General features: G+C 71.3%; 10 protein-coding genes. 8 read left to right on the forward strand and 2 right to left on the reverse strand.

Annotated elements, in window-relative coordinates; genetic code table 11:
- Positions 1-141 precede the first annotated feature (141 nt).
- The 6 genes from WME90_RS24760 to WME90_RS24785 all read left to right on the forward strand — a co-directional run bounded on the left by WME90_RS24760 (position 142) and on the right by WME90_RS24785 (position 9,008).
- Complete coding sequence (locus WME90_RS24760) at positions 142-4,362, forward strand: PAAR-like domain-containing protein (RefSeq protein WP_437274448.1); 4,221 nt, start codon at positions 142-144, stop codon at positions 4,360-4,362.
- Positions 4,359-6,035 (forward strand): hypothetical protein, encoded by a 1,677-nt coding sequence (locus WME90_RS24765; RefSeq protein WP_437274449.1) that lies wholly within the window; start codon positions 4,359-4,361, stop codon positions 6,033-6,035. Before WME90_RS24760 ends, WME90_RS24765 begins: the two co-directional genes overlap by 4 nt.
- Before the next feature lie 134 nt (positions 6,036-6,169).
- Positions 6,170-6,802, forward strand: coding sequence for an endonuclease III (nth, locus tag WME90_RS24770; protein ID WP_437274450.1), 633 nt, complete (start codon positions 6,170-6,172; stop codon positions 6,800-6,802).
- A gap of 7 nt (positions 6,803-6,809) precedes the next feature.
- The gene (ung, locus tag WME90_RS24775) at positions 6,810-7,493 is read left to right on the forward strand and encodes a uracil-DNA glycosylase (protein WP_437274451.1); all 684 of its coding nucleotides are present in this window, start codon (positions 6,810-6,812) and stop codon (positions 7,491-7,493) included.
- Between the two features lie 7 nt (positions 7,494-7,500).
- Complete coding sequence (locus tag WME90_RS24780) at positions 7,501-8,265, forward strand: YkgJ family cysteine cluster protein (RefSeq protein ID WP_437274452.1); 765 nt, start codon at positions 7,501-7,503, stop codon at positions 8,263-8,265.
- Between the two features lie 125 nt (positions 8,266-8,390).
- Positions 8,391-9,008, forward strand: a complete 618-nt coding sequence (locus WME90_RS24785; RefSeq protein WP_437274453.1) for a glutathione S-transferase family protein — start codon at positions 8,391-8,393, stop codon at positions 9,006-9,008.
- Between the two features lie 144 nt (positions 9,009-9,152).
- Here WME90_RS24785 and WME90_RS24790 read toward each other — a convergent pair whose 3' ends face one another.
- Both WME90_RS24790 and WME90_RS24795 read right to left on the reverse strand, forming a co-directional pair.
- Complete coding sequence (locus WME90_RS24790) at positions 9,153-10,061, reverse strand: DUF4351 domain-containing protein (protein WP_437274454.1); 909 nt, start codon at positions 10,059-10,061, stop codon at positions 9,153-9,155.
- A 174-nt stretch (positions 10,062-10,235) separates the two neighbouring features.
- A complete protein-coding gene (locus WME90_RS24795; RefSeq protein ID WP_437274455.1) occupies positions 10,236-11,132 on the reverse strand; it encodes a phosphotransferase family protein in 897 nt (298 codons plus the stop codon).
- Between the two features lie 291 nt (positions 11,133-11,423).
- Here WME90_RS24795 and WME90_RS24800 point away from each other — a divergent pair, with 291 nt between their 5' ends.
- Together WME90_RS24800 and WME90_RS24805 are read left to right on the forward strand one after the other, a co-directional pair.
- Positions 11,424-12,332 (forward strand): PP2C family protein-serine/threonine phosphatase, encoded by a 909-nt coding sequence (locus WME90_RS24800; protein WP_437274456.1) that lies wholly within the window; start codon positions 11,424-11,426, stop codon positions 12,330-12,332.
- Positions 12,333-12,720: 388 nt separating this feature from the next.
- Positions 12,721-13,566 carry an aldo/keto reductase gene (locus WME90_RS24805; protein WP_437274457.1) on the forward strand — a complete coding sequence of 282 codons (846 nt, stop codon included), beginning with the start codon at positions 12,721-12,723 and terminating at the stop codon, positions 13,564-13,566.
- The last annotated feature ends 133 nt before the right edge of the window (positions 13,567-13,699 follow it).

The raw sequence follows: 13,699 nt of genomic DNA on the forward strand, positions 1-13,699 counted from the left end.
CGACGCGCCCGTGGCGCATCGCCTTCACCGGTGACAGGCGCACCTGCTTCCGTGACGGCGCCCGCGCGTCAGGCGCAGCCCTTTGCTCGACCTGCATCACCCCTTGCCCTCCCCTCCCCGAAGATGTGACGCTCGAGCGCCATGGCGAAGGTTACCGCGCTCGGCATGGACACGATCACCGAGAAATCCGGTCATCAGATGACGGGGATGGCCGTGAGCGTGTGCCTCACGCCGGCCGCGCCGAGCCCGCTGCCCATTCCCTACCCCACGATGGGCACCGTCGCGGAGGGGATCATCGACCCGTGCATGCGCACGAAGATCGAGAGCGCGAAGATCCTCACGGTCGGCGGCTGCATGAAAGCGTGCCACGGCAATGAGCCGGGCACGCTCAAGGAGGTCGTCAGCCTCAACACCGGCGGCCCCTGCTTCCCTTGGCTCGGCGCGCCCAACGTGTTGATCGAGCTCGGCATGGCCGGCATCACCGGCAGCATGGGGCAGATGAACAAGTCCATCACCGTCGGCGCCGGCGCCAGCGCGAGCGGCGCAGGCGGGGGCGGCGGCGGTGGAGGGGGCGGCGCCGGCGGCGCCGGGGGCCCCGGCGGCGCCGGCCCGCAAGGGGGGAGCAACGGCGGAGGGGGCGGCGGCGGGAGCAGCAGCGGCGCCGCGCCTCCGAGCCCGCCCGCGCCGCCGGGCGCCGAGGGGCAGGCCAGCGGTGGGCACCCGGTCGATGTCGTGACCGGCACGATGTTCACCCATCCCACGATCGATTTCTCGATGCCGGGCTGCCTCTCGACGCAGATGACCCGGAGATACCGCAGCTCTGCGGTGCGACACGAGGTCGGCCTCGGCTGGGGCTGGTCGCACGGCTTCTCGTGGCACGCCACGCGCGCCGGAGATCGCGTCGTCCTCGTCGATCCCGACTTCCGCGAGTTTCCCCTCGTGCTCCGAGGCGAGGACGAGGTCATCGCGCTCCCGTTCGGCGTCCAGGTTCGCTTCGTCGGTGACGACATCGTGGTCGCGCTGGACGACGGCTATTTCCGCGTGCTGCGCCGCGCGGCAGGCTCCCCTGTCTACCGGCTCGCGGCGCTGCGGGACGAGACCGGAAATGCCATCGAGTGCGTCTGGGAAGCCGGAGAGCTTGTCGCCCTGCTCGACTCCGCCGGACGGCGCGCGACGTTGCGGCGCGACGGCTCCTACCGGAGCTGGATCCAGTCGGTCGCTGGCGAGGACGGCAAGGCGCACGAGCGACGCCTCGTCACGTACGAGATCGACGCGCGGGGCGATCTCGTGCGGGTCATCGACGCGGGCGGCGTCGAGACGAGCTATGCTTACGACGAACAGCATTACCTCGTCAGCGAGAGCTCGCCGGACGGGACGGTCTATCGCTTCGTCTACGCCGACCACGCCGGGCAGCGTCGCTGTGTCGAGACCTGGGGCGAGCTGCAGGGAGGCGACATACTGGACTCCCTCGGCGCGCGCTCCGCGGGCTCGCCTGTGCAGGCGAGAGGCCTCTTCCACGCTCGTATCGACTACGGGCCTGGCCCCTTCGAGACGCGGATGATCGACGCGGCCGGCGGGGCGCACCGCTACCGGGGCAACGCCCTCGGGCTCGTGGAGGAGTACGTTGATCCGTGCGGCTATTGCTGGACCTACCGCTATGACGGGGCGGGCCGCCTGATCTCCGTCAGCGACGGCGGGGGTCGCGTCGAGCGACGCAGCTTCGACCTGCACGGCCGCATGCTCGGCCTCACCAGGCCAGACGGCGCGCGGTGGGCCTGGAAGCGAGACGACGAGCAGAGCAAGGTCGTCAGCGTCGACGCCGCTGGCAAGCGGGAGATCGAGACGACGTGCGGCACGCGGACGGTGGAGCACCAGGACGCCCGCGGGCGCATCACCCGCTTCGCCTACGATGCCCACGGGTTGCTGCGCGACATCGCCTATCCCGACGGCACGGTGGAGACGCGCTCGTACGATGCTCACGGCAACATAAGCGAGCATACCTTCGAGGATGGCAGCCGGGCGCGGTACACGTTCGATCTCTTCGGTCGCCCCGTGTGGATCAGGACGCCGCGCGGAGCGGAGTACGAGCTCGGCTACGACTCGCGAGGCGATCTCGTGTTCATCGCCGAGCCAGGCGGCAAAACGACAGAGTTCCGGGTTGGCCCGACCCGCCTGATCGAGGCGATGCGCGATCCGTCTGGCGAGGTGACGCGCTACCGTCACGTCGCGGGCGCTCTGGTCGAGTGCGTGCGCGCGGATGGAACCCGCTACGCGTTCGGTCATGATGCCCTGCGCCGCCTCGTGTGGATCGAAAACCCGGCCGGCGAGCGTTACCAGCGCACCTACGACGCCGCGGGGAACATCGTCCGCGAGACCTCGTTCGCGGGCGTGACGACGGAGTACGCTTACGACGGCTCGCGCCAGCTCGTGTCCGTCACCCGTGCGGACGGCGCGTGGATCCACCTGCTGCGCGACGCGGAGGGGCGAATCGTGGCACGGGAGCACTCGACCGGGCTCGTCGAGCGGTTCACCTACGGCGCGGGCGGCGCGCTGACAGCGGCCGAGAGCCAGGGCGTTCGCGTGCAGTTCGAGCGCGACGAGGACGGGCGCATCCTGCGCGAGATCCAGGAGGCGGGCGGGTGGCGGTTCGAGATCGGCACGGAGTACGACGACAACGGGGGCGTCCTCGGGAAAGCGTACTCGACCGGCTGGAGCGTCTCCTTCATGCGACGCCCGGGAGACGGCGCCCCCCTCGCGCTGCGTGCCGTCGCGACGACCCCGGAAGAGCTGCGCTTCGAGTACGACGATCGCGGGGTGGAGACGCTCCGCCGGCGCGCCGCCGGCCCAGGCGCCATCGCGACGGAGAGCGATGCGTACGGGCTCCCGACGCGCGTCTCCGTGTTGGGCGAGGACGAAGCAATGCTGCGCGAGCGACGGTACGAGTGGGCCGTGGGTGGGCCGCTGCGGCGAGTCGTCGACACCCACGCCGGGCAGCGGCGGTACGAGCTCGATCCGCTCGGACGACCGCTCGCGGCGGAGGGGCTCGGAGCTGCGGAGCATTTCCACTACGCTCCTCACGGCACTCCGGTGCCCCGCGCACAGCCGTGGGCGATCGGTCGCGGCGGGCGCCCGACGAACGCCGGTGACGTGCGCGTCGCGTGGGACGAGCTCGGACGTCTCGCCGCGCAGAATACCCCCGATCCGCTGCGGAGCTGGGCGTATACCTATGACGAGAACGATCGCCTGATCGAGGCGCGGCGCGGCGACGGCCGAAGCGTGCGGTACCTCTATGACCCGTTCGGGCGGCGCCTTGCGGAGACGTATGACGACGGCGAGAGCACCTGGTTCGGGTGGGACGTCGACAGCCCCGTCGAGGAACGCAGCACGAAAGGAGGCGTTGTGCGCCGCGTCTTCCGCGACGACGGGTATGTGCCGCTGCTCGAGGCGGAGGACGGACGCGCATTCCGGATGATCGCCACCGACGCGGCGGGCACGCCGTGGCTCTACGTGGATCCGAGCCACGGCTGCGACGAGATCGATCTCTCGGCGTGGGGCACGGTCGCTCGCCGGAGCGGCCAGCCGGGCGATCTGCGGTTCGCCGGGCAACGCGAGGACGCGTTCACCGGGCTGCACTACAACCATCACCGGCACTACGCCCCCGCGCTGCACGTCTTCCTCACGCCAGATCCGCTGGGGATCGACGTCACGCTGAACGACGTGGGCTTCGTGCCCAACGTGACGCTGTACATCGATCCTCTCGGGCTCACCACCATCGTGGTGGGCGCTCCGCACGACCCCACGATCAAGAGCCACGCGAAGCTCCTCAGCAAGCAGTACCCGGGCGCGAAGGTGATCTCCTCGGATCAGCTGGGAAAGCCTCCGAGCTTGTGGCAGAAGCTCCGGGGCAAGAACAACAAGATCGATCCCAATGAAAACCATGTCGTCGTGACGACGCACGGCGCGCCCGGGAGCGCGCAGTGGGGCAATGGCAGCGCAAGCGGCGAGCAGATCGGTGAACTGCTGAAGAACGCTGGGTTCCAGGGCGGCCCGGGCGCGGTGGTGGACGTCTCCGCCTGCAACGCGGCGACGCCCGCGGCGGGCCAGAAGAGCATCGCCCACGGGATCGCTTCGTCCACGGGCGCCAACGCGAACGGCGCCATGCGCGACCCGTCGGTCGATCCGAACCAGGTCCACAACTACCAAGGCAAGAAACCTTTCTGGAAATTCTGGGGGAAGCCCCCCCAGTATCCCTATCGTCCTGGCGAGATGTGCCCCACGCCCCAGGGCCCCTTCGTGCATCAAGGCTACTACGTCGGAGTGACGCCATCCGGATCGGTCAGCGGCGTCCCGTTCAAGCCATGAGCCCTCGTCCCGCGAGCGTACAATCCCCCTTTGGCGGGCTGCCCCGGCAGGCAGATATCGACGCGCTGCTCTCGCGGGCCAGCTTCGGGCGCGTGCTGGCGCGATCGCCGGCGCCAGGGCGCAGCGTCGCGCCGACGCTCTCGTGGGTGGACCGCAGCGCGCTCGCCGAGCTCCGGCCGCTGCTCCAGATCGGCGACGGGGCGCCACCGGCCGAGAGCGCATGGCATGAGGCGCCGGTGCTCGAGCTGATCGGCCGGGGCGAGCGCGTCGCGACGCTGACGCTGCATCGCGGGCTCGCGGTCGGCTATCCCGGCTGGAACGCGGCCGCCCCGCTCGCGCGCCCGGAGAAACTCGCGCGCTGGCTGGCCGAGCGGGGGTGTCTCGCGCCGCCGGGTGGGACGAAAGGCGCCGGGCCCGAGGGCGCGGCGGAAGGGCCCCGCTGGCCGGAGGGCGCTCCGCCGGACCTCGCGCGGCTCCGCGGGGCGCTCGCAGCCCCGGCAGGGGGCCGCCTCGGGGGAGCCGTCGAGGCGTTGTCGGTGCTGGGGCAAGCGCGTCCGGCGCCTCTGGATCAGGCCACGGTACTGCTGGAATGGCTCGGTCATGACGCGGGCGCCTGGACGGCCGCCCCGCACGGCGATCCCGTGCCGCTCGCGCTGCTCCGCGTGCTCGGGGATGCCGTGGTGGACGACGCCATCCGCGCCGGGCTGAGCTCGGCCGCAGCGCGGCGCGGAGCGGCTCGCTTCGTCGCAGAGACAATCGCGACCCGCGCGGATCAGAAGCGGCGACGCGAGCGGCTCGCGGGAAGCCTGGTGGCCCTGCGGGAGGCCGCGCGGACTTCGGGGGTCGAGGGGAGCAGCCGCGCTCTCGAGGCAGCGCTCGTCCCCGCTCCGCTGGCCGCTCCCGAGGGCACCCGGCTCCTCGCGGCGGCACAGCACGGTCGCCTCTCTCGGATTTGCCGGGACGGCGATCACGTCGATGCGCTGGACGGGCTCTCCATCACCCGGTTCAGCGCCGGCGCGCCCGAGGGGCAAACCCTGTTCGAGCTACCCGGCGTGCACACCCCCCTCTTCGCGCGCGACGGGCGGGCGTGCTTCCTGCTGAACGGCCGCGTCTGCGAGGTGTCGACTCCAGGGGGACCGCTCGTCGCGACCGAGCCCAGCCTCTGGTCCCGCATCGCGCGCTCGCCGCTTTCCTACGGCGTCGCGCGCGCGCGCTGGGAGCGCGCGCGGCGGCGCTGCGCAGAGCGGGCGGAAGCGCAGGAGCCAATGCCCGTCTTCCTCGAGATTGACGAAGAGGAGGAGGAAGCGTACGCGAAGCTCGGCGCGACCGGGGCGCCACTGCCGCGCGCGGTAGCGACACGCGCGCTCGCGTGGTTCGCGCCGGGGCTCGACCTCGTCGCCTGGGAGGGTGCGCGCTCCGGGTCCGCCAAGCTCGGAGGTCGACCCATCCACCTCGCAGCCGGCGATGACGGGCTCTACGTGCTCGTCGAGCACGCGCCGGGAGAGCACGCCGTCCTCCGGATCGACGGCGGGGCGATCACGACGTCAGCGCGCTTCCAGGTGGAGCCTCACGCCATCGTACACTGCAGGCCGGCAGGAGAGAGCGTGCACCTGCTCCTGGAAGCGCCGCTCGGCGACGTGCTCGTCGACGTGGCGCTCGGCAAGGAGGCGTGAGCGGTGCTGGCCGCTCGGGGAGGCGAGCGCCGACGCCCCGCGCTCGCCGCGCACGGCCTCGCCGCGCGGCGGCGCTGACGGGCCGAGCCCCGCTGACGGGCGGCCCCGGGCTGGGTTACGCTGCGATGACCCCCATGAACGCCCGAGACCGCATCCCCCTCCTCCTCGAGCAGCTGCGCCAGGAGCACCCCGACGCGCGCTACGAGCTCGACTGGAAGACGCCGCTCGACCTGCTCGTCGCGACCATCCTGGCCGCGCAGTGCACGGACGAGCGCGTCAACCGGGTGACCGCCACGCTCTTCCCGAAGTACCCGACGGCGCAGGCGTACGCCGACGCGCCCACGGAGCAGCTCGAGGAAGAGCTCAAGCCGACGGGCTTCTACCGCCAGAAGACGAAGACGGTGCAGGCCGCGTGCAGGGAGCTCGTCGCGCGCTTCGGCGGCGAGGTGCCCGCGACCATGGCCGAGCTCACCTCGCTGCCGGGCGTGGCCAGGAAGACGGCGAACGTCGTGCTCAACACGGCGTTCGACATCCCCTCGGGGATCATCGTCGATACGCACGTCGCCCGCCTCAGCGGGCGCATCGGCCTCTCGAAGCGCGAGAAGCCCGAGCAGATCGAGGAGGACCTGATGAAGATCGTGCCCAAGGATCAATGGACCTTCTTCGGCCCTGCGCTCGTGCTGCACGGCCGCTACACGTGCGTCGCCAGGAAGCCCAAGTGCGCGGAGTGCCGGATGAGCGATTTCTGTCCGAAGGAAGGAGTCTGAGCGAGAGATGAAGATCGATCTGCCCTCGTCGTGGGAGCGCGTGCTCGCCGGAGAGCTCGAGCAGCCGTACTTCAAGAAGCTGGCGCGCTTCGTCGAGGACGAGCGGAAGGCGCACAGCGTGTTTCCGGAGGAGGAAGACGTGTTCGCCGCGTTCAAGCTCACGCCGTACGAGAGCGTCCGCGTGCTGCTGCTCGGCCAGGACCCGTACCACGACGACGGGCAAGCCCACGGGCTGTGCTTCTCCGTGCGCCCGGGCATCACGCCGCCGCCGTCGCTGGCCAACATGTACAAGGAGGCGGTCTCGGATCTGCCGGGCTTCAAGGTCCCGAGCCACGGCTGCCTCACCTCCTGGGCCACGCAGGGCGTGCTGCTCCTGAACACCGTGCTCACCGTCCGGGCGCACACGCCGAACTCTCACAAGAACCAGGGGTGGGAGTCGTTCACCGACGCGGTCATCAAGAAGGTCAACGACAGGCCCGACGGGGTGGTGTTCGTGCTCTGGGGCGGCCACGCGCAGAAGAAGGCGAAGCTCATCGACGCGAAGCGCCACACGGTCATCAAGGCGGCGCACCCGTCGCCGCTGTCGGCGAGGAACGGCTTCTTCGGCAGCAAGCCGTTCTCGACGATCAACAGCGCCCTCCGCGCCCGCGGCGCCGAGGAGATCGACTGGCGGCTCCCGGAGACGGCGTAGCGCCGCGATGACGCGCCGGAAGCGCTCCCTGCCGCTCGCCCCCGGGACGCGGTACACGCCCGCCGTCCTCGAGGGGATCGCCGACGGGGAGCGCGCCGCGCTCGCGCTGTCGCTCGCCGCGCGCACCGAGGCCGGCGCGGTGTCGGCCGCTGCCTCGGCGCTCGCGCGGGCCGAGGCGCTGCAGGCGGCCTCTGTGGCCGCGGAGCCTCCCGACCGGCCCATCGCCTGCAAGGCCGGCTGCTCGACCTGCTGCGTGAGCAAGGTGCTCGTGCTGGCACCGGAGGTGCTCCGCATCGCGGCCCACCTGCGCGCCACGCGGAGCCCGGCAGAGCTCGCCGCGCTGGCGGAGCGCGTGCGGGCCGCCGACGAGGCGACGCGCGGGCTCTCCCGGCTCGATCGCGCGGAGGCCGCGGTCCCCTGCCCGCTCCTCGACGAGCGCGGCGCTTGCTCGATCCACGCCGTCCGCCCGGTCGTGTGCGCGGGCTGGAGCTCGCTCGACGCCGCCGCGTGCGAGCGCCACTTCGCCGCGCCCGCGTCCGTCGCCACGGCGCCGATGCACCGCCCGAGCTACGAGGTCGCGAACGCCGTCCTCGCCGGCCTGGGCTGGGCGGCGAAGGAGCAGGGCCTCGACGCCGCGCCGCTCGAGCTCATCGCGGCGCTGCGCATCGCGCTCGAGCGCCCGAACGCCGGAGAGCGCTGGCTCGCTCGCCTGCCGGTCTTCGCCGCGGCCCGCGACGCCGAGTGGCAGGAGGACCGGCGGCGCGAGGCGTGAGTGAGCGCCGCGGTCGGCCCGCTTCATCTGGGCGCTCACGGGCGGGGAAATGCGTTTAGGCTAGCGCGCCTCGGAGGCCGCCGTCGGTCGGCGCCTCGCGATGGGACACAGGTCAAGGAGACACGATGAAGATCTACGGACATCCCATGAGCACGTGTACGCGCAAGGTGCTGACGGTGCTCGCCGAGAAGGGTCACGAGGCGCAGTTCGTGTTCGTCGACTTGGCGAAGGGCGCGCACAAGCAGCCCGATCACCTCGCGCGCCACCCCTTCGGCGTGATCCCGGTGCTCGAGGACGAGGACTTCACGCTCTACGAGTCGAGGGCGATCATCCGTTACCTCGATCACAAGCTCCCGGGAATCGCGCTGACGCCGACGGAGCTCAGGGCCAGGGCGCAGATGGACCAGTGGCTCAGCGTGGAGCAATCGTACTTCGCCACACCGGCGGTCAAGATCTTCTTCCAGCGGGTCTTTCTGCCGATGCAGGGCAAGGAGGGCGACGCGTCGATCTTCGAGGCGGCCAAGGCCGAGGTGGTGAGGACGCTCGACGTGGTCGAGAAGGCGCTGGCCGGCCAGGAGTACCTCGCGGGATCGAGCTACTCGCTCGCCGACATCTCGTGGATGCCGTACCTCCAGTGTCTCGTCGTGTCGAAGGTCGGGGAGCTCATCACCGATCGGCCGAACGTCGCGGCCTGGTGGAAGCGCATCAGCGCGCGTCCTGCCTGGGTGAAGGTGTCGTCCTGACGCTTGTCGCCCTGGCCTGAGCAGGCCTCTTTCGCACACGAGAGCGACGTGGTGGTCGGCAACGCCGGGGACGCCGGCGCGTTGCCGGCGCCCGTCGCGGCCCGTGCCACCGGAAGGCCGGGCGCGGCGAGCGCTCCTCGGCCTTCAGCTCGGCGCGCCGAGCACCTCGTCGAGCGTCCGGGCGCCGAGCAGCCGCTCGCCCCACCGCTCGAGCTCGGCCAGGTCGGCCGCGTCGATGCGGGCGACGACGGCCGCGGGCAGCTCGCCGAAGCGGGCCCGGAGCTGCCGCAGCAGGAGGCTGCGCCCCCCTTCCTTCAGCCCTTCGTTGCGCAGCTTTTGCTGGTAATCCTCGAACCACGCCCGGATCTCTGCGCTCACGTCGTCCTCCTCGCTCGTCGCCGGCTCACCGAGCCCGAGCTGGAAATGTACCAGGAGAGGCGTGGCGACGCTCCTCTCCCAGGCATCTTCCGGCATCTCCGCCAGATCGGCGAGCGCCTCGCGCAGCACGCGCCCGGATCCGAGCAGACGCAAGAGCAGCGTCTCCTGTGTCCGGGGCAGCTCGGACAGCACGACGATGCGTAGCGCGAGCGCCGGCGCCGCGTGGTGCACGCCGGGCTTCACCTTGTGGCAGTTGTACCCTGCAAGCACGCTCTCCGGCCGGCCCGAGCTGATGACGACGAGCGCAGGAAAAGCCACGGCCGGCTGCGTCGACGCGTCGGGGTCCGCGTCGTTCGACGAGGCGCCAGCGGGGGACGCAGACGCGCGAGCCCGGCGCTCGAGCTCGTGATACCAGGTGAGCTGCTTGCGCAGACACGAGCGGACCTGCCGGAGGCCTGGCGTGCGGTGGAACGGCTCGAAGAGGCTCGGCTCCGCGGAGAGCTCGCCCAGCAAGCCCATCCCGGCGCGCTCGGCTTCCCGCGCCGGATCGGGCACGCTGTAGACGTCGATCTTCTGCGTCGCCGCAAGCACCTCCACCTCCGTCTCCGGGGACGAGGCTCGGCTCAGCGCGTCGCGCAGAATGTTCTTCGCGAACTGGTCAGCGCCGTTGTGCATCGGCGGCGCACCCTAACCGCATCACAGCGAACAGCCCACAAGAAAGAGCTGAAATGCGCGTCAAGCACGCTTACGCGAGGAGCTCCACGCTCATCACGAAAACGACTCTCCAAGCTGCAGCGCCCGCGAATGAAGACTGCCAGGCCATGTCGGGCTCGACGTCTTCAAGCCACATCAGCCCTCGAGTTCACCTGTAGTCTGAAGGATGCGGCCACAGACATCTGCGACCCTGCGCGAGCCTGGCTCCGCCCCGTCGAGGAGCCCAACCAGGTTGAACAGGTCGAACGCCGCGGCCCAGCGCTCGAACCCCTCGGGGAGCGGCGCGCTCTGGCGGTATGCGTCGGCGAACGCCGCGACGAACTCGGGCCCCGGGCTCCAGCGCAGGAGCTGGCCGACGTCCATCAGGCTCGGCCCTGCGTACGCGAACTCCCAGTCGAGCACGAGGAGCTCGCCCGAAGACAGCCAGTGCAGATTCGACGCCTTGAAGTCCCCGTGGAGGAGCACGGGCGCCGACGCAAGCGCACGAAGCGCCGCCGCGTTCGCGTCGACGAAGGCGCACACGCGCTCGCTCAGCTCGCCGCGGAGGGCAGGAACCAGCCTGTCGAGGACCGCGTCCACATAGCAACGCAGCGCGTCGATACAGTCGGCGAACGGCGCGGAGACGGCGAGCTCGGGCCCCAGGAAACCCGCTCTGTCGAAGCGGACGCCGTGGATCTCCGCGAGCGCGCGCCCGACCGCCGCGCCGCACATCGCGGTGTCCTGAAGCGGTCCGTGCGGAACGTGCTCGAGGACGAGGAAATCGTCACCCGCCGACAGGACCGCCGGTACGCGGAACGATCTCCAGCCCCGCGCGAGCAGGCTGGCCTCCTTCGGCGCCGCGGCGGCATCTCGGCGGTACACCCGCAGCACCCGCTCGGCTCCGAGGCGCACGTTCACGTTGGCGTGCCCGCCGGACAGCACCTCCGCCTCGCCGGCGAACGGTGCGACGCGCCGCTCGATCTCGGCCGGCGTAAGGGTTTGCACATGCGCGGCGCGCTCCCAAGCGCGCTCGGGGTTGGGAAGCGGTCTCATGCGGTCTCTTCTTCACTTCAGACACGAGGCGCGCCGCGCGTCGAGTTCATTTCAGGCACGAGACGCGCCGCGCGTCGAGCGCCCGCGTCGCCTCGGCGAGGACCGCGCAGGCGTGGCCGCTGCGGTCCCCGCGCGCGGCAGCCGCCCCGCACACGGCAGCCGCCCCGCACACGGCAGCCGCCCCTGCGCGCGGCAGCGGCCCACCGGCGCAGCCGCCCGCCGTGGCGGCCTCGGCGGGCGGCGGGGCGGGGCGCTCTCCCTCGCACAGCGCCCTCGCGGTACGATGTGCGCATGCCCATGCCCTACCGCTTGTCCGACGTCGAGCGCGCCGCGGCGGTCGCCGTGGCCGCCCGGACCGACGTGGGCCACAGCCGCGAGCACAACGAGGACGCCTTCCTGATCAGCGATCTCGCGCGCGGGCTCGCCCACGGGCCCGTGGCCGCCCAGGCGTCGGTGGAGCCGCCGCTCGCCCTGTCGTTCGGCGTCTACGACGGCTCCGGCGGCGCGTCGTCCCCCGACGCAGCGAGCCGGCTCGCGGCGCGCACGGTCCACGCCGCCCTCACCCGCTCCGCGCCCCGATCGAGCGACGCCCTCGAGCGGAGCCTCCTCGAGGCGATCGGCGAGGCCGGGCGCGCCGTCCACGACAACGCCCGCCGGAGCCCGCAGCACCGCAACAGCGGCACCACCGCCACCGTGGCCGCGCTCTGCGATGAGCGCCTCTTGCTCGCGCAGGTCGGCGACAGCCGCGCCTACCTCCACCGCAACGGCGCCCTCACGCAGCTCACCCGCGACCAGACGCTTGTCCAGTCGCTGCTCGAGAGCGGCAAGCTGCGGCCCGAAGAGGCCGCCACCTTCGAGCACAGGGGCGTGATGCTCCAGGCGCTCGGGCTCCGCGAACACCTCAGGATCGCGCTCTCCGCCGTCGAGCTCCGCCGCGAGGACACCCTGCTGCTCTGCACCGACGGGCTGAGCGACCTCATCGACGATCGGCACATCGCCGCCGCGCTCGACGCCCACCCCGACCCCGCAGCGGCCGCGAGCGCCCTGATCGACGCCGCGCTCGCCGCTGGAGGCCGCGACAACGTGACCGTGCTCGTCGCGCGGTTCGACGGCCCCTGGTTCGCTCCGCCGGCCAGCGATCAGGCGACGGAGATCATCGAGATTGCCAGGTTTTCCGAAGGGCCGACGCGCCGCTTCTGACGGCGCGCCGGCCCCGCGATCACGAGCGCCAGGATCGCCACCCGAGGACTGGAGCGCCAGATCCGCACAGCGGTAGTACAGGGGGCCGGCCTCCTGGCCGGCATGACCTGGATGAGCTGAAGCGTGCAGTTGTCACACGCCACATCCGGGAGCGTGATTTCCGCCAACTACGACCGCTCATCGTCTGTCTGCGACGTCCTCAAGCAAGGAATTTTCCACGGACAGGGCGCCGGCGACCGACGTCGCGAACCGCCGGGCTCAGCCCGTTAGGGCGCGCTCGGGCTTGCTTTTCGCGGTGAACTCAGCGATCCCACCCGGGGCGGAGGGTCGCCTCGAGCGAGGGGGGGGAGCCGCATGCTGTCCTCTCGGGATGGAGCGGAGGTTCATCATGGAGCAGCGCGTACTCGGTTCTACTGGCGTCGCGATTCCGGTCGTCGGACAGGGCACCTGGCAGATGGAAATAGACGATGAGGCGGCCTGCATCGACGCCATCCGGCGGGGGATCGACGCGGGCATGACGCACATCGACACGGCGGAGATGTACGGCTCGGGCGCGGTCGAGGCGCTCGTCGGCAAGGCGATCGCCGGCCGCCGCGACGAGGTGTTCCTCGCCTCCAAGGTGCTGCCCAGCAACGCGAGCTACTCCGGCACGATCGCCGCGTGCGAGCGCAGCCTGGAGCAGCTCCGCACCGATCGGCTCGACCTCTATCTCCTCCACTGGCCCGGGCAGCACCCGCTCGAGGAGACGTTCCGCGCCTTCAAGGATCTGAGGGCCCAGGGCAAGATCCGGTATTTCGGCGTCAGCAACTTCGATCAGGCGGAGCTCTCGAAGGCGATCGCCATCGCCGGAGCGCGCGAGATCGCCTGCAACCAGGTGCTCTATCACCTGCTCGAGCGGTCGATCGAGCACCGGGTGCTGCCGCTCTGCGAGCGGCACGGCATCGCCGTCGTCGCCTACAGCCCGTTCGGCTCGGGCCGGTTCCCGGCGCCGGGCAGCACGGCGGGCAGGGTGCTCGCGTCCATCGCCGCCGCCCATCACGTGACGCCACGGCAGATCGCGCTGCGCTTCCTGCTCCGCCGCCAGCCGACGTTCGTGATCCCCAAGGCCGCGAGCGCCGCGCACGCGCTCGACAACGCGGCCGCGGGCGATCTGCGCCTCAGCAACGAGGACGTCGCCCGCCTCGAGACGGCGTTCCCGCTCGGCCGGGACCGCGGCGTGCTGCCGACGCTGTAGAGCAGGCGGCGAACAGGGGAACCGTGAGGACGTCGGAAGCTACCAAGATTGGAATTTCCGCTTGGCGCCTTCTGGCACCTTGGCATGTCTTTCCTTCACGAGCTTCGCGAGCCCCGCTTCGTTCCGCTGAACG

Origin of the sequence: Sorangium sp. So ce375 (assembly GCF_051473855.1) — a bacterium.
Taxonomy (GTDB): Bacteria; Myxococcota_A; Polyangia; order Polyangiales; family Polyangiaceae; genus Sorangium.